Here is a 19,883-nt window from a genome sequence, read left to right as displayed (position 1 = left end):
ATTTGTGCGAGTTGATGCCAATTATTCAGCAGTCTGCACCGGCGGCGTCAGCTTTTCGCACACCAGCACCACGGGGCGGCCGCGCAGGTCGGTGGTGGCAAACAGGTAGACCTCGCCGCCCTCGCGAATACCCGTGCGCCGCCGGAAGTCGGCCACCGAATCGGGAAAGTTGCGGGTGGTAACGTGCGCCCGGGCCTCGGGACCGAGGTGAGCCTTCAGGGCCACGGCATCGGCTTTCTCCACGGCCAGAATTTTGAAGACGCGCCCCGGAAAATCAAGCCGCAGCACATCTGAGGTATACAAGTGGCTGTGCTGATGCAGCTTCAGCAACTCGAAAGCGGTGCCGATGCTGCGAAATGCCCCGGCTTTGAGCACGGCCGCGTTGGGCTCATAGAGGTACTGCTGGGCCTCGGCGTAGCGCGGGGTAGCGCGGGCCTCGCGGGCGCGGTTGAGGCGAAACTCCTGCTGCGTACCGTCGCGGCGCAGGTTCAGGGCGTAGCGCTCAGGGTCGACGGCGGGCTCCTGGCCCAGCTCGTAGAGCACTTCCTTCACCTCGTTATCCACGGCCACCACCCAGAGCCGGCGCACGTGGCCCAGGCCCTGCACAGCGTGCTCAATGTCGAGCATGGGGGAAGTTTTGAGCAGCACTTTGTCGGCCTTGTGCAGCAGCAGGGGCAATAGCTTCACTACGTCGGGCTCGCAGTCGCGCAGCAGAAAAATTTTGCGGGCGGCCGTGTCGCGCCGGGCCGGGTCGAGGTAGAGCCAGTCGTAGTGGTGCGGGCTTTCCTTCAGAAAAGCCACGGCATCAGCTGCGTGCACGGCCACGTTCTCAAGTCCAAGCTGGCCGAAGTTGTAGCGCACCACTTCGGCCAGGGCCGGGTTGCGCTCCACGTAGTCGACCTGTGCCACGCGAGCGGCAAAGGCAGCCGAGTCGGCCCCGAAACCACCGGTAAGGTCGGCCAGGCGCGCGCCGCCCACCAGCCCAGCCTTGAAGGCAGCCGTGCGCGCCGACGAGGCCTGTTCGACCGAGAGCGCGGGCGGAAAAATCAGCTCGGGATTGTCGGCCCAGGAGGGCAGTTTGGCGCGGGCTTTCTGGCGGGCCTGAATCTGGCGCACGAGTTCGGGCACGGGCAGGCCGGGGTGGCGGCGGGCTTGGAGGGCCAGGTGGGCGGGGTCGTCGTGCAGGTGCGCGGCCACGTACCGCCGGGCCGCTTCGGGCAAGGGGTAGTCCATTGCGGAGACTATACGGAAAAACGCAGCGCTTAGCTTAGCGCACCGCCCAGTGCAGGCCTAGTGTGGGCTGGCCCGAGCGCAGCTGGCCTACTTCGAGGCCGTCGGGGCGCAGGCGGGGCCACACGGCTCCGTGGCCGCCGTGGTTGGTGCCGTTGTAGGCTCCTACCGCTCGCTGGAAATAGCTGTTGGTGTTGCGGTTGATGAAAAGCGTGGCAACCAAACTGGCCACAAACACGCCAGCGGCTACCTGCTGGGTAGCGCCATCGAAATACTGGCGGTCGCCGTGCGCAAAAATCTGCTGGCCATAGAGGCCAAACGAGCCCACAGCCACGATGCGGTCAATCAGAAACTGGGTTTTCTGGCGCTTGTACAGGTCGAGTTGGTCGAGGGCTTCCTGGTTGCCGGCCAGCAGCGGGCGCAGCTTCTGCCCGAAAAAGCCGGCGTTCACATAGTTTTCGCCTTCTACGCCGGGTGGCAGGTAGTAAAAGTTCTGCTGGTGGCCGTTGAGGCCCCGTTGGGCATCCTCAGGCAGCAGGCGAATGGTGGCAGGAGCCTCCGGGGCCTGCTGGGCGAAAGCTGAAACTCCCGAGAAACTGGCCAAAGCAAGAACCAATCCTGCCCGCAAACGCCACGCCCGTGGCAAAACCCCTGAACCTTGATGCATAGGAACAAAGATAGGCACCGACCGGGAGCTATGCCAACCCGCCGTAAGCGGCTTTATGTGGGGGTGGCTCAACCTACCCGGCCGCTTGCACGTTCAGTGCCAACCAGCTGATGTCTTTCGGCGTGGTTGATTTCACCTTAGTCTGTCCTTATTCATGAATCCTTCCGCCTATTTTCGCCGCGCCGCGCTGGCCGTGTTGCCAGCCACTGTGCTGCTGGCCGCGTGCAGCAAAACCGATACGCCCGCCCCTACACCCGCAGTTGACCAGGGCCGGGTACTGATTTCGCACGCTGCTGCGGCCGCCAATACGCAGATAACTGCTTTTGCCAACGACCAGCAAGTGGCACAGCTCAACTACGGGCAAAGCACTGCCTACACGAATGTGAACGCAGGAAATGCGACCATTCGCATCAACAATGGCTCGGCCGTGGTGTCGACTCAGACCGTCGCCGTGGCGAAGGGCCAGAACTATTCGGTATTTGCCTATTCGCCGACGGCCACCATCGGCAGCGCCTCGTTGCTGGCCATTCCCGACGACCTGACGGCCCCGGCAGCGGGCACCGCCAAGGTGCGCCTGGTGCACTTGGGGGTTGGGGCGGCTACCCCGGTCCGGCTATCAATTCCTGCGGCCACGCCAACCGGCACTCCCAACGACCTGACCACTGATGTGGCTTTTGGAACGGCATCTGCCTTTGTTGTGGTAAACGCCGGGGCGCTTAGCTTATCCGTTACACCGGCCGCCGCTCCGCGCACGCCAGTGGTAGCAATGGTGGGCGACGGCACGGGGGCGGGCACAGGCAGCAAAACGTTCGAATCCGGCAAGATATATACCGTCGTTGTGCGAGGGATTGCCGGAAGCGGGGTTCCAGCAGCGCAGCAGCTCCAAGCCGTCATCATCGCGAATAACTAAGCTTTCGCTCATTTGCTTGGCCGTTTGCCTGGCATAGCAAGGCCCGCACCACCCGGTGCGGGCTTTTTTGTGCCCGCAGGCGAACAAACCGCGTATCTTTGCAGTTGCAACGCGATATAATCAACTAACCCGCATACCGTTGGAAACCACGACGAAAACCTACGTTCCTTACAAAGTGAAGGACATGAGCCTGGCCGAATGGGGCCGGAAGGAAATCCGCCTCGCCGAGGCCGAAATGCCCGGCCTGATGAGCCTGCGCGCGGAATTCGGCGCTTCGCAGCCCTTCAAAGGCGCGCGCATTGCTGGCTGCCTGCACATGACGATTCAGACGGCGGTGCTCATCGAGACCCTCACGGCGCTGGGCGCGGAAGTGACGTGGTCGTCGTGCAACATCTTCTCGACGCAGGACCACGCCGCAGCGGCCATTGCCGCCGCGGGCATCCCAGTATATGCCTGGAAGGGAATGGACGAGGCTTCGTTTGACTGGTGCATTGAGCAGACGCTGTTTTTCGGCGAAGACCGGCAGCCGCTGAACATGATTCTGGACGACGGCGGCGACCTCACCAACATGGTGCTGGACCGCTACCCCGAGCTGGCCGCCGGCATCAAAGGCGTTTCGGAAGAGACGACGACCGGCGTGTTGCGCCTGTATGAGCGCGTGAAAAACGGCAGCCTGCCCTTCCCCGCCATCAACGTGAACGACTCGGTGACGAAGTCGAAATTCGACAACAAATACGGCTGCAAAGAGTCGGCCGTGGACGCCATCCGTCGCGCAACCGACGTGATGATGGCCGGCAAAGTGGCCGTGGTGGCTGGCTACGGCGACGTAGGAAAAGGTACCGCTGCTTCGCTGAGCGGCGCCGGCGCCCGCGTGATTGTGACCGAAATTGACCCCATCTGTGCCCTGCAGGCAGCTATGGACGGCTTCGAGGTGAAGAAGATGGAAAACGCCATTCCGCGCGCCGACATCGTCATCACCACTACCGGCAATTGCGACATTATCCGCGAGGAGCACTTCCGTGCCCTGAAGGACAAGGCCATTGTCTGCAACATCGGCCACTTCGATGATGAGATTGACATGGCCTGGCTGAACGGCAACTACGGCCATACCAAGGACACGGTGAAGCCGCAGGTAGACATCTACACCATTGAAGGCAAAGAGGTGATTATTCTGGCCGAAGGCCGCCTCGTGAACCTGGGCTGCGCCACCGGCCACCCCTCGTTCGTGATGTCGAACTCGTTCACCAACCAGACGCTGGCCCAGCTGGAGCTGTGGGAGCGCGGCGACCAGTACGAGAACCAAGTGTACACCCTGCCCAAGCACCTCGACGAGAAGGTGGCCCGCCTGCACCTCGCCAAAATCGGCGTGGAGTTGGACGAGTTGACCGCCAAGCAGGCCGACTACATCAAAGTGCCGGTGGAAGGTCCGTTCAAGTCGGACTTGTACCGCTACTAAGCGACGAATCTCCCAACCGGGTAGCGAAAGCCCCGCCAGTTTCTACTGGCGGGGCTTTCTGTTTTTAGCCGGCTGAGGGGCGCGACCAAAGGCCACTGCCAGGTTCAGCGTTTTTTTAAATTGAATATCCAAGAAATTATTTTTCCAAACCGGCCGGATAACAGCCCGCAGATTAGGCGGCTTGCAAAACGCGGGCTTAACTTTCCGACCTATAATAACTTCGGCATAGTGCGCGAAGGGCTTTCCATTTTCCACTTTGTACATTTTTATGCAACAACCTTTACTTTCGGGGAATTGGGCGCGGCGACTGGCGTTGGCTTCGGCCAGCGTGCTCGGCTTAGCGCTGAACAGCCCCACCGCCCACGGCCAGTCGCTGAACTACAGTTCGGCTGGCGCGACCAACGTGGCCGGCACCTTCAGCAGCATTGCGGGCACGGGCAGCTTCATCAACGTGGCCAGCTCGGATGATGCCAACTCGGCGGCCACCAGCATTGGGTTCAACTTCGCGTTCAACGGCAGCTCGTTCACACAGTTTGTGTTGAACACCAACGGCTTCATCAAGCTGGGCAGTTCGGCCCCGTCGTCGCCGGCACTGTTTTTCACGCCGGAAATCAACCTGGGAGCCGACGTGTTTGCCAGCACCAACGCGGCCGATGTCAACATCATCGCTCCGTTTAACTGTGACCTCGAAGCCGGGCTGGGCGGCGCGGGCTACTACGTGCAAACCAGCGGCAGCACGGGCAGCCGCGTGTGCACCATTCAGTGGACCAACGTGCGCGACAAGGCGATGACCAACACGGTGCAGTACGCACAGTTCAGCTTTCAGGTGAAACTGTACGAGGGCAGCAACCGCGTGGAGCTGGTGTACGGCCCCTGCACGGCAAACAACACGGGCACCGATGCCTTCCGGGCCTCGGGCGCGGGCCTCAAAGGCAGCGGCGCGAGCACGGGGCAGGAGGTGCTATTCATCAAGGGCTCAGCGCAAACCTGGGACCTGGCTTCCGCTATTGATTCGTACTACAGCAGCAGCACGCTGAACTATCGCCAAACCGTGCGTCCCGACGCGGGCCGCACGTACCGGTTCGAGCCGACGGCCCCGTCCAGCGTGGCCAACAACGAATGCTCGGCCGCCACGCTGCTCACACCGGGCTCGACGTGCGTGGCTACGAATGGCACAACGGTGGGTGCCACCCAGTCGATTGGGCCGGCAACCTGCTCGGGCGCCGTGGGCTCGTCGGACGATGACGTGTGGTACCGCTTTGTGGCCACCAGCCCGGTGCACACGGTAGCCGTGACGGGTGGCACCGCCTTCGACGCGGTGCTGGACATCCGCAGCGGCTCGTGCCCCGGCGTGACGATTGGCTGCGCCGATGCTACTGGCAACGCTGGCACCGAAACGGTGAACCTAACGGGCCTGACCGTGGGCGCGACCTACTACGCGCGGGTGTATTCCTACGGCAGCGCCAGCACCGATGCGGGCACCTTCTCCATTTGCGTAACCGGGGGCGGCACCGCCAACGACGCCGGAGTGTCTGCCATCTACACGTTGGGGCAGCTGCCGCAGCTGCTGGCCACGCCGCACACCGTGCAGGCCGTGGTGGTAAACAACGGCACCGCCATCCTCAACAACCTGAACGTAACGCTGACGGTAGCCGGCGCCAACACCTTCACCAACACGCAGACCGTGGCCAGCTTGGCCGTGGGCGCCAGCACGACGGTGACGTTTGCCGCTTACCCGCTCACCAACGCGGGCACCAACAACATGACCGTGCGCGTGCCGGCCGATGGCAACACGACCAACGACGTGCAGACCTACACGCAGGTAGTGTCGGCCAGCCGGCTGGCTTACGTGGATGGCGCGCAGGCGCTGAACCCCACGAGTGTGGGCGTAGGCGTAGCCGGGGGTGTGCTGGCAGCCAAGTACACCCTGCCGCAACCAAGCCGGGTCACGAGCATCACGCCCACTTTTGTGAATGCTGGTACGGCCGGCACCACCTACCAGGTACGGCTGTATGATGCCACCGGCACCGGCGGCACTCCCGGGACTATCCTCTACACTTCGGCCACGCAAACCCGGCCTTCGGCCACGGCGTCGCCGACTATTGCGGTACCGGATGTTACGGTCGGCAACAGCTTCTACGTGGCCATCGTGGAGTTGGACAACAACCTGAGCCTCGGCTATCAGGTAGAAGACCCGCTGCGGCCGGCTACGTTCTACTTCCAGGGTACCAGCGGCGCTTTCACCCTGATAAATACGACCCCGCTGAAAACCCGTCTGGCGCTCGAAGCCAGCGTGGTGCCCGTGCCCTGCGTGGTGGCTACTAACTTGGCCACCAGCAACGTGACCCCGACGGGCGCGACGGTGAGCTTCACGCCGGCTGCCGGCGCCACGGGCTACACGCTGACCATTACGCCGCAGGGCGGCACAGCCACGACACAGACAGCTACGGCCTCGCCCGTAACGCTGACGAACCTGACCCCAGGCACGACCTACACCGTGAGCCTGGTGACCACCTGCGCCGCCAGCCAGGTTTCGACGCCAATAACGACGACTTTCACCACGCCCTTCCCGCCCTGCGTGGCCGTGACCAATTTGACGGCCAGCAACCTAGCTCCAAATTCGGCGACGCTGACGTTCACGGCCGCCTCTGGTGCTACCAGCTACACGGTGACCTACACGCCCCAGGGCGGCACGGCCCAGACGCAGACGGCCACCGGCTCGCCGGTGAACCTGGCTAGCTTGATTCCCGGCACGCTGTATACGGCAACCATCACCACGAGCTGCGCGGGTAACCAGAATTCGCCGGCGGCCTCGACCACCTTCACCACGCCCTTCCCGCCCTGCCCAGCCATCTCGGGCCTGGCAGCTAGCAACCTGACTCCGAACGGCGCTACGCTCACCTTTACGTCCGCCGCGGGCGCTACGGGTTACACCGTGACGTACACGCCCCAGGGTGGCACTGCCCAGACCCAAACCGCTACCGGCTCGCCCGTGACGCTGGCTAATCTGATACCCGGTACGCTGTATACGGCGAGCGTGGTGACGAACTGCGCCTCGAACCAAGCTTCGGCCGCAGTGACGACGACTTTCACCACGCCGTTCCCGCCTTGCCCGGCGGCTACCGGCCTGGCCGTGGGCAACATCACGACCACCGGCGCGAGCGTGAGCTTTACGCCGGCCGCTGGTGCGACAGGCTACACGGTGACTTACACCGCCCAAGGCGGCACGGCCCAGACCCAAACCGCAACCGGCTCGCCGGTGACGCTGGCCGGCCTGACTCCGGGCACGCTGTATACGGTGGCTATTACGACCAACTGCACCGCGGGTCAGACTTCGCCGGCGGCCAGCATCACCTTCACCACCGGCACGCCCTGCGTGGCCGTGACCAACCTGGCGGCCGGCAGCATCACCACCACCGGGGCAACGCTCACCTTCACCGCGCCAGCGGCTGGTGCCACGTCCTTCACCGTGGCCTATACGCCGGCCGGCGGTACTACCCTAACCCAGACGGCTACGGGCTCGCCCGTGGTGCTGGCGGGCCTGCAGCCCGGCACTTCGTACACGGCGACGGTGACGACGAACTGCGGCGGTGGCCAAACCTCGCCGCTGGCTTCGACCACCTTCACCACCACCACGCCAAGCTGCGTGGCCGCCACCAGCTTGGCCGTGGGCAGCATCAGCGCCACGGCAGCCAGCGTGAGCTTTACGCCCGCCGCCGGCGCCACGAGCTACGCCCTGACCCTGACGCCGCAGGGCGGCACGGCTACGACCCAGACGGTAACGGCCTCGCCGGTGAGCCTGACGAACCTGACCCCGGGCACGGCCTACACCGTGAGCCTGGTAACCACCTGCGCCGCCGGCCAGACTTCGCCGGCCGTCGTGACGACCTTCAGCACGCCAGCTCCGGCCCCGACCAACGCGGCGGCAGGCAGCATCACGGCCACGGGCGCGACCATCAGCTTCACACCCGCGGCTGGGGCTACCAGCTATACGGTGACCTACACGCCGCAGGGCGGCACGGCCGCGACCATTACAGCTACCGGCTCGCCCGTGGTGCTCACCGGCCTGGCAAGCAGCAAGGCTTACAGCGTGACCATTGTGGCCAACTATCCGGGAGGCGGGACTTCGGCCCCGCTCACGGTGGCCTTCACCACGCTCACGCCCACGGCTACGCGTGAGGCGCTGGCCGGCGGTACCCTGGCGGTGTACCCCAACCCCGCGCACCGCGCCTTCACCCTGAGCCTGCTGGCGCTGGGCAGCACCCGCACGGCCCGCGTTGAGTTGCTGAACGCGCTGGGCCAAGTGGTGAGCACGCGCGTGCTCGCGCTGAGCACGGGCGGCACCCGCAGCCAGCTGGATGTGGCCGACTTGCCCACCGGCCTCTACGTGGTGCGCGTGCAGGCCGGCACCGAAACGGCTACCACGCGTCTGGTTATCGAATAACCCGCCGAAGATGATTCAATAAAAAGCCCCACCGGAATTCCGGTGGGGCTTTTTATTTGAGGCTACTGCTGGGGTTTTTACTTTCTCGAAGGCTATGCTACGGCCTTCTCCGCCAGTGCAGTACGCACGGCGGGCGCAACCTGGGTGCCGAGCAGTTCAATCGAGCGCAGCACACTTTCGGGCGCAATGCCTTCGATGACCAACTGTGCCAGAAAACGGGTATTGCTGAACAGCTGGTGCTGGTAGAGCAGCTTGGCGACAATGTCCTGCGGCGCGCCCACCAACAGCGGGCCTTGCGGACCGCACAGGTAATCGAAGTGGCGGCGGTCCATGGGCGACCAGCCGCGCTCGCGGCCAATGCGGTTCATCAGTTGCGAGTAGGGCGGGAAAAACTCGTCGCGGGCCTGCTCGGCTGTATCGGCCAAGTGCAGATGGCAGTTGATGGCCAACTGCAACGCGGCCACATCGTGGCCGGCTTTCTGGGCCGACTCTCGGTAGAGCTCGGCAAACGGCACATACTGCGCGGGCGCTCCGCCCAGGATGGCAATGGTAAGCGGCAGCCCCAGCTGCCCGGCCCGCACCACCGATGCCGGCGTGCCGCCCACGCCAATCCAGACCGGGATTTTGGCCTGCGCCGGGCGCGGGTACACACCTTTGGCTGCAATGGCCGCGCGGTGCTTTCCCTGCCACGTCACCACCTCGTTTTCGTTGATGTTGAGCAGCAACTGAAGCTTCTCAATAAACAGCGCATCGTAGTCCTTCAAATCCTGACCGAACAGCGGAAACGACTCAATAAACGAGCCGCGCCCGGCAATAATCTCGGCCCGGCCGTTGGAGATGAGGTCGACGGTGGCAAAGTTCTGAAACGTGCGCACCGGGTCGACGGAGCTGAGCACCGTAACGGCACTGCTGAGCCGAATGCGCTTGGTGATGGCAGCCACAGCAGCCAGAATGACTTCGGGAGCCGAGATGATGAAGTCGGGGCGGTGGTGCTCGCCGAGGGCCAGCACGTCGAGGCCCACTTCATCGGCCAGTTTACCCATCGCCAGCAGTTCTTGCATGTGCTGGGCCGCGGCGTGGTCTTGGCCAGCAAGGTGAGCAGGGGCGACTTCGCCGAAAGAGCTGATGCCTATTTGCATGAATTCACGGGTTGATTTTAGAGAAACAAGGTGGAAAGCATCCGTACAGCAAAATGGTTTGTAAAGCCCAATCGGCTTGCGTTGCGCACGCTTTATGAGTCCCAGTTAAAACGCAAGGTTTCAAATATCAAAAAAGGCTCGCTTCCTTGCGGAAACGAGCCTTTCATTTTTACCAATCACGAAGTTGATTACCCCGCGGCCAGCGCCTCGGCACCACCCACGATTTCGAGAATCTCAGTCGTGATGGCCGCCTGACGCGTCCGGTTGTAAGTCAGCTTGAGGGCCTTGAGCAGCTCACCGGCGTTGTCGGTGGCCTTATCCATGGCCGTCATGCGGGCGCCGTGCTCTGAGGCATTACTTTCCAGCACCGCCTTGTAGAGTTGAATCTTGATGGATTGCGGAATCAGCGTTTGCACGATTTCCTCTTTCGAAGGCTCGAACAAGTAGTCCACATTCGACTCTGGTGTAGCCGTGGCGGGCACTTCTTCCTGCACCAGCGGCAACAGCTGCTCGGTGCGGATAATCTGCGTCGCCACGTTGCGGAACTCGTTGTAGACCATCACCACCTCGTCGTAAATGCCGTTGCGGAAACCGTCCATCGCCACTTCAGCAGCCGCGCGCACCGTCTCGAACGAGAGCTTGGCGAAGACGTGCGTATAGTCACCCACCGTCTGGCCACGACGGCCATAGTAGTCGTGCGCCTTTTTGCCAATGGCCATCACAGAAATGTTGGCCGCTGGCAGGTTGCTGTAGCGCGAAGCAATGGCCGCGTTTACGCCCTTGAACACGTTCGTGTTGAACGCGCCGGCCAAGCCGCGGTCGGAAGTGATGGCAATCACCAGCACCTTGCGCACCTCGCGGGCCACGCCGTAGTCACTCACGATGTCATCGTCGGCGTTGCGGGTCAGGTTGGTCAGGATGGCATTCAGACGCTGGGCGTAGGGCCGCATTCGCACGATGTTGTCCTGGGCACGACGCAGTTTGGCCGCCGCCACCATCTTCATGGCTTTGGTAATCTGCTGCGTGCTGCTCACCGACTGAATGCGGTTGCGGACTTCTTTTAAGCTTGCCATTTATTGATTGTTGGGTTGTTGGATTGCTTAGTTGTTGAATTATTGGTGGTCTGTATTCGGGGCATTATCCCTCAATTCAACCAGCCAACAATTCAACCATCTAATCAATCTACTTCACAGCGTAGTTCGCCGAAACGTCCTTGGCTACCTCGCGGATGGCCTTCGTGCCAGCATCCTCCAGCTTGCCGGCTTTCAGGGCCTTCAGCACGTCGGGGTAGCGCGAGTTCATCACTTGGCCGAACTCCTTCTCGAACTCCCGCACGCGGTTCACGGGCACAGTGTCGAGCAGGCCGTTGGTGGCGGCATAGATGATGGCCACCTGGTCCTCCACCTTCACGGGCGAGTACTGGGGCTGCTTCAGGATTTCGAGGTTGCGACGGCCACGCTCGATGGTGAGCTTGGTCGAGGCGTCGAGGTCGGAGCCGAACTTGGCGAAGGCTTCCAGTTCGCGGAACTGGGCCTGGTCGAGTTTCAGCGTACCGGCCACTTTCTTCATCGACTTAATCTGAGCGTTACCACCCACGCGCGATACCGAGATACCCACGTTGATGGCCGGGCGAACACCCGAGTTGAACAGGTTGGTCTCGAGGAAAATCTGGCCATCCGTAATCGAAATTACGTTGGTCGGGATGTAAGCCGATACGTCACCCGCCTGCGTCTCAATCAGGGGCAGAGCCGTCAGCGAACCGCCGCCTTTCACGAGGTGTTTGATGCTGTCAGGCAGGTCGTTCATGTTCCGCGCAATCTCGTCCGAGGAGTTGATTTTAGCGGCCCGCTCCAGCAAACGGCTGTGCAGGTAGAACACGTCGCCAGGATATGCCTCGCGGCCCGGAGGACGACGGAGCAGCAGCGACACCTCGCGGTAAGCTACGGCCTGCTTCGACAAGTCATCATACACCACAAGGGCGGGACGACCCGTATCGCGGAAGAATTCGCCAATAGCCGCACCCGTGAAAGGCGCGTAGAATTGCAACGGAGCCGGGTCGGAAGCCGAAGCGGCTACTACCACGGTGTAATCCATGGCGCCGCCCTTGGTGAGGGCCTGCACTACCTGGGCTACCGTAGAAGCCTTCTGGCCGATGGCCACGTAGATGCAGAACACCGGCTGGCCGGCCTCGAAGAATTCGCGCTGGTTGATGATGGTATCGATGGCCACAGCCGACTTGCCGGTCTGGCGGTCACCGATAATCAGTTCGCGCTGGCCACGGCCAATCGGAATCATCGCGTCAATCGACTTGATGCCGGTCTGCATCGGCTCGGTCACGGGCTGACGGAAGATTACGCCAGGGGCTTTGCGCTCCAGGGGCATCTCGTACAACTCGCCCTGGATGGGGCCGCGGCCGTCGATGGGCTGGCCCAGCGTGTTTACCACGCGGCCTACGATGCCCTCGCCTACTTTGATGGAGGCGATTTTGTTGGTGCGCTTCACCGTGGCGCCTTCCCGGATTTCCGAGTAGTCGCCGAGCATTACGGCACCCACGTTGTCTTCTTCCAGGTTGAGCACGAGGCCTTGCAGGCCGTTCTCGAATTCAATCAGTTCGCCGGCCTGGGCTTTGCTCAGACCGTAGATGCGAGCCACGCCGTCGCCGACCTGCAACACGGTGCCGACTTCTTCCAGCTCGGCTTCCGACTTGAAATTGGACAGTTGCTGCCGCAGGATTGCGGAGACTTCATCCGGACGTACTTCTGCCATTTTTGGGGGGAATAAGGTATAGGGAACAAGGGATATGGGGCGGGGGACGACGGGAGCGCGCTCCCTATCCCGACTTCACCTATACCCTACAGTTTTTGTTGGTAAGAATTTTCTTGCAGCGATGTGCGCAGCTTGCGAAGGCTGGTCCGCACGGAATCGTCAATTTGCTTGTCGCCCACCCGCAGCACGAAGCCGCCGATGAGTTCGGGGTCTACCTTCTCGGTGAGCTGCACGTCGGTGAGGCCGGTTTGCTGGGTTACCAGCTTGCGCATCTCGAGGCGGGCAACGGCCGTGAGCGGGGCAGCCGACGTTACTTCCGCCGACTGTACGCCTTGCATCACGTTGTACTGCGCCAGAAACTCGGGCCCGATGCCTTCGATGGCCGACTCGCGGTTTTTCTCGGTTAGGATGGTGAAGAAGCGCAGCGTCATGTCCGACACCTTGCCTTTGAAGATGGCGTTCAGGATGGCCAGCTTCTTGTCGTGCTTCACAATCGGGTTGCGCAGCAGCAGGCGCAGCTCGCGGCTTTCGGCCATGGTCTTGCTCAGCAGGTCCATGTCCTCTTTCACTGCGCTCAGGGTGCCCATCTCCTTGCCCAAGTCGAGGAGCGACTTGGCGTAGCGGGCCGCTACTCGTTGGTCAGCCATATTATTAGTTAGGGTCTTGGGGACTTTGGGACTTGGGGTCTTGGTTTTCCTGGCAATAGTTCGTCGAACATCACCAAGTACCTAAGACCCTAAGTCCCCGAGACCCTAGTTCAGTTTAACGTCTTTCAGGTAAGAATCGACCAGCTGCGTTTGGGCGGCGGGGTCGGTCAGCTCGCGGCGCAGAATGCGCTCGGCGATGTCGAGCGAGAGCTTGGCGGCGGTGTTTTTCACTTCGGCCAAGGCCGCGTTTTTCTCCTGCTGGATGGCTTCGCGGGCTTGCTGGATGATGGTGTTGGCTTCGGCGGTGGCGCGGGCCTTTTCGGCTTCGCGGTGCTGGTTGGCCATTTGGGTGGCTTCCTGCATCATGCGGTCGCGCTCGAGGCGGGCTTCGGTCAGCAACTTCTCGTTGCCGGCTTTCAGCTGCTGCATTTCAATCTTGGCCTGGTCGGCCATGCGCAGGGCGCCTTCGATGCTGTCTTCGCGCTCTTTGAGGGCGAGCAGAATCGGCTTCCAGGCAAACTTCGCCAGCAGGAACAATACCAGCAGGAAGATAACCAGTTGCCAGAAAATCAGGCCGAGTTCGGGGGATAAGAAAGCTGGCATAATGCGTTTAAAATGGGTAGCCGGGCAATAAACAGCCGGCTAGGACAATGACTGAGAGTAGGAGCAGGTAAGCCCGCCGCGCCACCTGCATGTGCAGCAGCGGGCGGCGGGCTTCCTTACTACTTCCGAGCCCTCACAGGCCCGGCCGACTGCCTTAAACGAGCTTGGTCCAGATGAGTACGCAGACTACGACTGCGAACAGGCCCAGACCTTCAATCAGAGCGGCGGCGATAATCATAGCCGTCTGGATTTTGCCCGAAGCTTCCGGCTGACGGCCGATAGCATCCATGGCGCTGCCGCCGATGCGGCCAATGCCCAGGCCTACGCCCAGAGCAACCAGACCAGCACCGATACCGGCACCCATTACAGCCAGACCAGGACCGTAGTTAGCCGCCATAGCAGCTACTTGCAACAACAAAGAGAGCAACATAAAAATTGGAAAAAGGGGAAAAAGAAAAAGTTCGTCAGTCCCGCAGCGGGGGGGGGGGGGGATTGCCACGGTCTGGCCGAAACAGCCAGTTGGCGGGCGGCAGGCGCCCGGCCTGTTAAGTCAGATTAGTGAGCGTGAGTCGAGGCCGAGCCGTCGTCGTAGCCCATTTGCAGGTCGGCATCGTGGTGGTCTTCCACCGCGCCACCGATGTACATCGAAGTGAGCAGCGTGAAGATGAAGGCCTGCAGCAGGGCCACCAGCAACTCGAGCACATTAATGAACAGGCCGAATGCCAAGGTTACCGGGGCTACAGCCCACGATTTGAAGATGAACACCAAGCTGATGAAGCTCAGCACCACGATGTGGCCCGCCGTGATGTTGGCGAACAGACGAATCATGAGCGAGAAAGGCTTGGTGAAAATACCAATCACCTCTACGATAATCATGATGGGCAGCAGCGGCTTAGGCACGCCGGGTGTGGCGAAAATGTGCGCCCAGTAGTACTTGTTGCTCGAAGCCAGCGTAATAACCAAGGTCATCAGGGCCAGCACCATGGTCACCGCGATGTTGCCGGAGAGGTTGGCCGCGCCGGGCGTGAGGCCCAACAGGTTATTGAACCAGATGAAGAAGAACACCGTGAGCAGGTACGGCATGTAGCGCTCGTACTTGGGGCCGATGTTTTTCTTGGCTACTTCGTCGCGGATGAAAACGATGATGGGCTCGAAGAACGACTGGATGCCTTTGGGGGCGCGGCCGTGGTTTTTGCGGTAGCCGCTGGCGACGGCGGTGAAGATGACGAGCATCAGCACGGCGCTGCCGATGAGGGCAGCAATGTTCTTGGTGATGGAGAAGTCGTAGACTTTGCTGCCATCGGTGCTCACGAGCTTCTCGTGGTCGAGCTTCAGGCCGTCGTATTCTTTGGCAGGACCTTCCGACTCGCCGTTGGAAATGTGCTTCGAGGAGAACACCGAAACACCTTTACCGGGGCGGTAGGCGATGATGGGCAGGTAGGTGGTGAAATTGCCGTTGTCGGTAGCCAGCCAATGCCACTCGTGCGAATCGCCGATGTGGTGCAAAATCATTTCGCCGGGATTGAAGCCTTCGGCCTTTGCGCCCTCGCCGGCGGGCTCGTTAGCGAAAACGGAGAGGGAAACGAAACAAAGAAGAATCGAGAGTAAACGCTTCATCCAAAGTTAATTAATGAGTAATTTCGGGCTAACGCATTATCATTGCGTTACTTGCTTTCCTGAAATCGGCCGCAAGTTACTCAAAGTAGCCCAGATTTCAAACCCGGCCCACGAAAAGTACAGGATGAAGAAGGCCCCGAGGAAGGTCCAAACGCCCCTCGGCTCGCGCGCAATTCCGCCCGCCAGCAGCCACGTGACGAGCCCCAGCGACACCAGTAGCCGGACTGTCATGCCGATGAGGTAGCCCATGGCCAGGCTGTTCGGGTCGCGGGCCACGAGGCGGGCGGTGAGGCTATAGGCGAAGTACGTGAGCGCCGCCATAACGGCGAAAATGAGCCCGGTGCGCGGGTGCACTACTGCGGTACCATACGCCACATGCAGCACGTAGATGGGCAGGCCCAGCGCGGCGGTGAAGACCAGAAACTGGCGCAGAAACTTGGGCATGGATGATACGAAGGTTTCAGGCGCGCCTTACAGCGACTCTTTGGTGAGGCTGCGGATGACCTGGAATACGGCCACGAACACGCCCAGCAACAGCAATACGATGGTGAGCCAGGGCTGGGTATTGAACCGACCGTCGAGCCAGTAGCCCAGCCAGGCACTGCCGCCGATGATGGCCAGCATCTGGAAAGCCAGACCGGAATATTTCATCACGGCTTGCAGGCGGCTGTTGCCGGTGGGCTGGGGAGCAGGCGAATCGGGCATGGGCGGGCGTAAAAGAGCGGGCGACAAAGGTACGGCGCGGGCCGGGCGGGCGTGGCCGACGAAAAAACGTAATTTTACCCGTTCGGCTCCGTTATCTGGCAGAGCCGTCGAACATTTCGGGCCGCTTTCGGCGTTCCGGCTGCTCGGACAGGCCTTTTTCCTTTACGCTGATTTTGACACATCAACTGCTGACATATCGCTGGGTGACGCTGCTGGTTCTGCTGGGGCTGGGCGCGGCGGGCTGCGCCTCGGATAAGAACATTGTTTCGCACGCGTTCAACAACGTGGCGGCGCGCGACAACGCCTTTTTCATTGCCCGCGAGAAGCTGCGGGGGTTGGAGGACAAGCTCTACACCACCTCCCGACCCAACGACTACAACCAGCCGCTGCCGCTGTTCCCGACGCTGGATAGTGCCAGCGTGAAAGCCAGCCGCGCCGACTTGAATGACATCATCAAGCGCGCTTCGATGCCGATTCAGCACCGGCCGGGCTCGGACTGGACGGACGATGCCTACGTGCTGGTGGGTTGGGCGCGCTTTTATATGATGCAGTTCGACGACGCCGCGCTGACGTTTAAGTACGTGAACTCGACGAGCAAGGACGACAATGCCAAGCACGAGGCGCTGATTGGGTTAATGCGCACCTTTATGGCGCAGGGCGAGTTGGAAAGCGCCAAGGCAGTGTCGGATTTGCTGGATAAGGAGCAGGGCCGGCCCGAGGATGCGCGCCAGTTGTTTCTGACGCGGGCTGACTATTACCTGCGTACCGAAGAGCCGGCCAAGGCCATTGTGCAGCTCGAAAAGGCCATTCCGCTGATTGAGTACAAGAACGAGCGGTCGCGCACGCGCTACCTGCTGGCGCAGCTGTACCAGGATGCCGGCGACAACAAGAAAGCCTACGAGCAACTCGACCAGATTCTGGCCCGCAACCCGCCGTATGAACTCGACTTTCAGGCCAAGCTGATGATGGCGCAGGTATCGGACTTGAGCACGAAGGACCGGGAGCGGTTAGACAAAAACTTTGCTGGTCTGCTGAAGGACCTGAAGAACAAAGACTACCGCGACAAAATCTACTACGAGATGGCGCGGCTGAACTACCGCGAAAAGAACTACCCTGAGGCGCTGAAGCTGCTGCGGCAATCGGTGAAGGCCACCACGACCAACCGCTTCCAGAAAAGCTACGCCTACCTGCTGGCGGGCCGCATCTACTACGAGAACCTGCACAAGTACCCGCTGGCAGCCGCCTACTACGACAGTACGGTGCAGAACCTGAACAAGGAGGCCAAGACCTATCTGGCTATCAAGGAGCGCAGCGACATTCTGAAGGACTTCGCCAAGCAGTACACCATCATCGAAACGCAGGACAGCCTGCAGGCGCTGGCCAAGCTGGCGCCCGGTGAGCTGACGGAGCGCCTGAACACCTACGCCGACGCCGAGCTGGCCAACCGCAAGCGCGAGGCCGACCGGCTGGCAGCGCTGCAGAAAACCCAGGCCCGCGCGGCCGACCTGGCCAACCGGGCCGCTTCATCGGCCAGCGATATTGGCAGCAGCTTGCCCGGTGGTGGGTTGGCGCCTGCCGGGGCGAACGCAGCGGCGGCCGATGTGACAGGTTTCGACCCCACCGCCACAGCGGCAGCAGGGCAATGGTATTTCGACAACCCGACCCTGCTGGGCACGGCGCGGGCCGAATTCCTGCGCAAGTGGGGCAACCGCCAGCTGCAGGACAATTGGCGCACGAACCGGCAAACGGCTTCGTCGCCCAATACCGTGGCGGGCGGCGGTACACCGCTGACGACGACCGGCAACTCGACCACCGCCGTGAATGGCACCCAGGCCGACTCGGCCAGCCGAGTAGCCGCGGCCAGCCCTACGGCGGCGCGCGATAAAATTGTGGCGCAATACCGCGCAGCCATTCCAACCGACCCCGGCCAATTGTCGACCTCGAACCGGCAAGTGGAAGCGGCGCTGTACGAGTTGGGCGGCATTTATAAAGAACAGTTGAAGGAGCGGGAAAAAGGTTTCGAAACGTATGAGCAGCAGGTGACCCGCTACGAGCGCGGCGAGCACGCGCCAGATGCTTATTACCTGCTCTACCTCTATTACAAAGACAAGCCCGACGCGGCCAAAACGGCACAGTACGCGGCCGCTTTGCAACGCGAGTTTCCGAAGTCGATTTATGCCAAGCTGATTGCCGACCCGCTTTACCGCGAGCACGAGCTGGCCCTGCATAATGCCGTGGCCAGCCGCGTCGACTCGGCGTTTACTTTTTACGTCAACCAGGAATTCCGCAAGGCCAACACGGTGCTGGCGCGCACCGAAAAGCAGTATCCGAAAAGCGACCTGAACGACCGGGTGGCCTACCTGAAAACGCTGTTGGTGGCACGCACGCAGCAGCCGCTCACCGCCAAAGCATCGGTAGAAGCATTCATCAAAGCGTATCCTGACAGCCCGCTCCAACCACAGGCAAAAGCGCTGGCAGCTTCTTACGGCAAGCAGGAAAGCGGCTCACTGGCCGGGGCGCTAGCCTCGACGGAGAAGCCGGTGATTTCGCAGTTCCGCCCTGGCGAGGTGAACAACCGCATTCGCGTTTTCTACAAGGAAAACGAAACGCCAGCCAAAGCCCTCGGCCCCGCCCCGGCAAGCGACGCACCGAAACCACAGCCAGTGCCTGGCGAGGAACGGAAAGCGCCCACTGGCAAGCCGGCTGAAATAACGCCGAATGGCTCGGTGGCGCCAGCCCCGCTGGCTCCGGCACCCGTGGCAAACCCGGCTGCGGCCGCTCCCACTTCGGGAGCAGTTCCGGCAACTACTCCGGGCGGGGCACCAGTCGCGGCGGCTCCGGTTCGCAAGGGTCGGCCCACGCGCAAGCAGTTAGCTGACGAAGCGGCCGCGAAAAAAGCCGCTGCTGCCGCCGCGCCAGCCTCTTCTCCTACGGGTTCTTCGCCCACTACTTCGAGTAGCCCGGCTACACCTTTGCCCGCGCCGAACTCCGCCCCGGCTGGCAGCCCTGTTGCTGGCTCGCCGGTTACTGCCATGGCGCCGCCTCCGGCCGCCCCGGTGCGCAAGGGCCGGCCCACCCGCAAGCAGCTGGCCGATGAGGCCGCCGCCAAAGCTGCAGCCGCCAAAGCCGCTACTGCGACGGGTGCCACGCCCGGCACATCGACGCCAGCGCCTAGCAGCACGGCTCCTGCGACCGCAACGCCTGCCGCTGCTTCTCCAGCCGCCACGCCGGCAACCGGAGCCAGCACGGCTTCTTCGGCCCCGGCCACCGCTTACACCACGCAGCTAAACAGCCCCCACGCAGTGGTGCTGGTGTTTCCGAAGGACTCGCCGGCCGCGACGGGCCTGAAGGAGCAGCTGGCTACTTATAATGGCCGCTTCTTCAAAGCCAACAACCTGACGGTGGAAACCGCCGCGCTGGGAGTCGACCAAGAGTTGGTGGTGGTGAAAACCCTGCCCTGGGCCAAGGTGGCCCAGAGCTACGCCACCAAGCTGCGCGGGCCGCAATCGCCGCTGGCCAAACTGCGCGGAGCCGGCTACCAGACGCTCGTTATCAGCCCCGAAAACCTCGTGCTACTGCAGGCCAGCGGTGATTTGGCGGGATATTTGAGCTTCTATCAGCGCATGTATAAATGAGTTAAAAGTTAGGAGTTATGAGTTATGAGTTGGCATTCGGACCTTTGCGCCGTGGTTAGGCCAG

General features: G+C 61.9%; 15 protein-coding genes. 4 read left to right on the top strand and 11 right to left on the bottom strand.

Annotated elements, in window-relative coordinates; genetic code table 11:
• Positions 1–21 precede the first annotated feature (21 nt).
• Entirely contained in the window at positions 22–1,233 is a 1,212-nt protein-coding gene (locus MON38_RS13930; RefSeq protein WP_241936777.1) for a THUMP-like domain-containing protein, read from the bottom strand.
• A gap of 34 nt (positions 1,234–1,267) precedes the next feature.
• Positions 1,268–1,834 (bottom strand): hypothetical protein, encoded by a 567-nt coding sequence (locus MON38_RS13925; RefSeq protein WP_241936776.1) that lies wholly within the window; start codon positions 1,832–1,834, stop codon positions 1,268–1,270.
• Positions 1,835–2,051: 217 nt separating this feature from the next.
• Between MON38_RS13925 and MON38_RS13920 the strand changes: the two genes are divergently transcribed.
• The 3 genes from MON38_RS13920 (at position 2,052) to MON38_RS13910 (ending at position 8,707) form a co-directional block, all read left to right on the top strand.
• Complete coding sequence (locus MON38_RS13920) at positions 2,052–2,807, top strand: DUF4397 domain-containing protein (RefSeq protein ID WP_241936775.1); 756 nt, start codon at positions 2,052–2,054, stop codon at positions 2,805–2,807.
• Positions 2,808–2,946: 139 nt separating this feature from the next.
• Positions 2,947–4,263: an adenosylhomocysteinase gene (ahcY, locus tag MON38_RS13915; protein ID WP_277881474.1), complete on the top strand. Its 1,317-nt coding sequence runs from the start codon at positions 2,947–2,949 to the stop codon at positions 4,261–4,263.
• A 268-nt stretch (positions 4,264–4,531) separates the two neighbouring features.
• Positions 4,532–8,707 carry a T9SS type A sorting domain-containing protein gene (locus MON38_RS13910; RefSeq protein ID WP_241936774.1) on the top strand — a complete coding sequence of 1,392 codons (4,176 nt, stop codon included), beginning with the start codon at positions 4,532–4,534 and terminating at the stop codon, positions 8,705–8,707.
• A gap of 92 nt (positions 8,708–8,799) precedes the next feature.
• On the opposite strand, the gene MON38_RS13905 is transcribed toward MON38_RS13910, so the two are convergent.
• From MON38_RS13905 to MON38_RS13865, 9 genes are all read right to left on the bottom strand, one after another.
• Entirely contained in the window at positions 8,800–9,846 is a 1,047-nt protein-coding gene (locus tag MON38_RS13905) for an LLM class flavin-dependent oxidoreductase (protein ID WP_241936773.1), read from the bottom strand.
• A gap of 188 nt (positions 9,847–10,034) precedes the next feature.
• The gene (gene atpG / locus MON38_RS13900; protein WP_241936772.1) at positions 10,035–10,919 is read right to left on the bottom strand and encodes an ATP synthase F1 subunit gamma; all 885 of its coding nucleotides are present in this window, start codon (positions 10,917–10,919) and stop codon (positions 10,035–10,037) included.
• Positions 10,920–11,028: 109 nt separating this feature from the next.
• Positions 11,029–12,612, bottom strand: a complete 1,584-nt coding sequence (gene atpA / locus MON38_RS13895; RefSeq protein WP_241936771.1) for a F0F1 ATP synthase subunit alpha — start codon at positions 12,610–12,612, stop codon at positions 11,029–11,031.
• Between the two features lie 86 nt (positions 12,613–12,698).
• Positions 12,699–13,259: an ATP synthase F1 subunit delta gene (gene atpH / locus MON38_RS13890; protein WP_241936770.1), complete on the bottom strand. Its 561-nt coding sequence runs from the start codon at positions 13,257–13,259 to the stop codon at positions 12,699–12,701.
• Between the two features lie 105 nt (positions 13,260–13,364).
• Positions 13,365–13,862 (bottom strand): F0F1 ATP synthase subunit B, encoded by a 498-nt coding sequence (locus MON38_RS13885; RefSeq protein WP_241936769.1) that lies wholly within the window; start codon positions 13,860–13,862, stop codon positions 13,365–13,367.
• Positions 13,863–14,016: 154 nt separating this feature from the next.
• Positions 14,017–14,292 (bottom strand): ATP synthase F0 subunit C, encoded by a 276-nt coding sequence (atpE, locus tag MON38_RS13880; protein ID WP_196287135.1) that lies wholly within the window; start codon positions 14,290–14,292, stop codon positions 14,017–14,019.
• A gap of 125 nt (positions 14,293–14,417) precedes the next feature.
• Positions 14,418–15,479: a F0F1 ATP synthase subunit A gene (gene atpB / locus MON38_RS13875; protein ID WP_241936768.1), complete on the bottom strand. Its 1,062-nt coding sequence runs from the start codon at positions 15,477–15,479 to the stop codon at positions 14,418–14,420.
• Between the two features lie 39 nt (positions 15,480–15,518).
• Positions 15,519–15,923 carry a hypothetical protein gene (locus MON38_RS13870; RefSeq protein WP_241936767.1) on the bottom strand — a complete coding sequence of 135 codons (405 nt, stop codon included), beginning with the start codon at positions 15,921–15,923 and terminating at the stop codon, positions 15,519–15,521.
• Between the two features lie 27 nt (positions 15,924–15,950).
• On the bottom strand, positions 15,951–16,184 hold the full coding sequence (locus tag MON38_RS13865; protein WP_241936766.1) for an AtpZ/AtpI family protein: 234 nt from the start codon (positions 16,182–16,184) through the stop codon (positions 15,951–15,953).
• A 173-nt stretch (positions 16,185–16,357) separates the two neighbouring features.
• Between MON38_RS13865 and porW the strand changes: the two genes are divergently transcribed.
• Positions 16,358–19,819: a type IX secretion system periplasmic lipoprotein PorW/SprE gene (porW, locus tag MON38_RS13860; RefSeq protein ID WP_241936765.1), complete on the top strand. Its 3,462-nt coding sequence runs from the start codon at positions 16,358–16,360 to the stop codon at positions 19,817–19,819.
• The last annotated feature ends 64 nt before the right edge of the window (positions 19,820–19,883 follow it).

This window comes from Hymenobacter cyanobacteriorum, from assembly GCF_022631375.1.
Lineage (GTDB): Bacteria > Bacteroidota > Bacteroidia > Cytophagales > Hymenobacteraceae > Hymenobacter > Hymenobacter cyanobacteriorum.
This window is presented reverse-complemented; position numbering and strand designations above follow the sequence as displayed.

Bases quoted from the DNA above. Each gene is read 5' to 3' on its own strand.
- MON38_RS13930 (WP_241936777.1), bottom strand. From the start codon at position 1,233: ATGGACTACCCCTTGCCCGAAGCGGCCCGGCGGTACGTGGCCGCGCAC.
- MON38_RS13920 (WP_241936775.1), top strand. From the start codon at position 2,052: ATGAATCCTTCCGCCTATTTTCGCCGCGCCGCGCTGGCCGTGTTGCCA.
- MON38_RS13910 (WP_241936774.1), top strand. From the start codon at position 4,532: ATGCAACAACCTTTACTTTCGGGGAATTGGGCGCGGCGACTGGCGTTG.
- MON38_RS13905 (WP_241936773.1), bottom strand. From the start codon at position 9,846: ATGCAAATAGGCATCAGCTCTTTCGGCGAAGTCGCCCCTGCTCACCTT.
- atpG (WP_241936772.1), bottom strand. From the start codon at position 10,919: ATGGCAAGCTTAAAAGAAGTCCGCAACCGCATTCAGTCGGTGAGCAGC.
- atpA (WP_241936771.1), bottom strand. From the start codon at position 12,612: ATGGCAGAAGTACGTCCGGATGAAGTCTCCGCAATCCTGCGGCAGCAA.
- atpH (WP_241936770.1), bottom strand. From the start codon at position 13,259: ATGGCTGACCAACGAGTAGCGGCCCGCTACGCCAAGTCGCTCCTCGAC.
- MON38_RS13885 (WP_241936769.1), bottom strand. From the start codon at position 13,862: ATGCCAGCTTTCTTATCCCCCGAACTCGGCCTGATTTTCTGGCAACTG.
- atpE (WP_196287135.1), bottom strand. From the start codon at position 14,292: ATGTTGCTCTCTTTGTTGTTGCAAGTAGCTGCTATGGCGGCTAACTAC.
- atpB (WP_241936768.1), bottom strand. From the start codon at position 15,479: ATGAAGCGTTTACTCTCGATTCTTCTTTGTTTCGTTTCCCTCTCCGTT.
- MON38_RS13870 (WP_241936767.1), bottom strand. From the start codon at position 15,923: ATGCCCAAGTTTCTGCGCCAGTTTCTGGTCTTCACCGCCGCGCTGGGC.
- MON38_RS13865 (WP_241936766.1), bottom strand. From the start codon at position 16,184: ATGCCCGATTCGCCTGCTCCCCAGCCCACCGGCAACAGCCGCCTGCAA.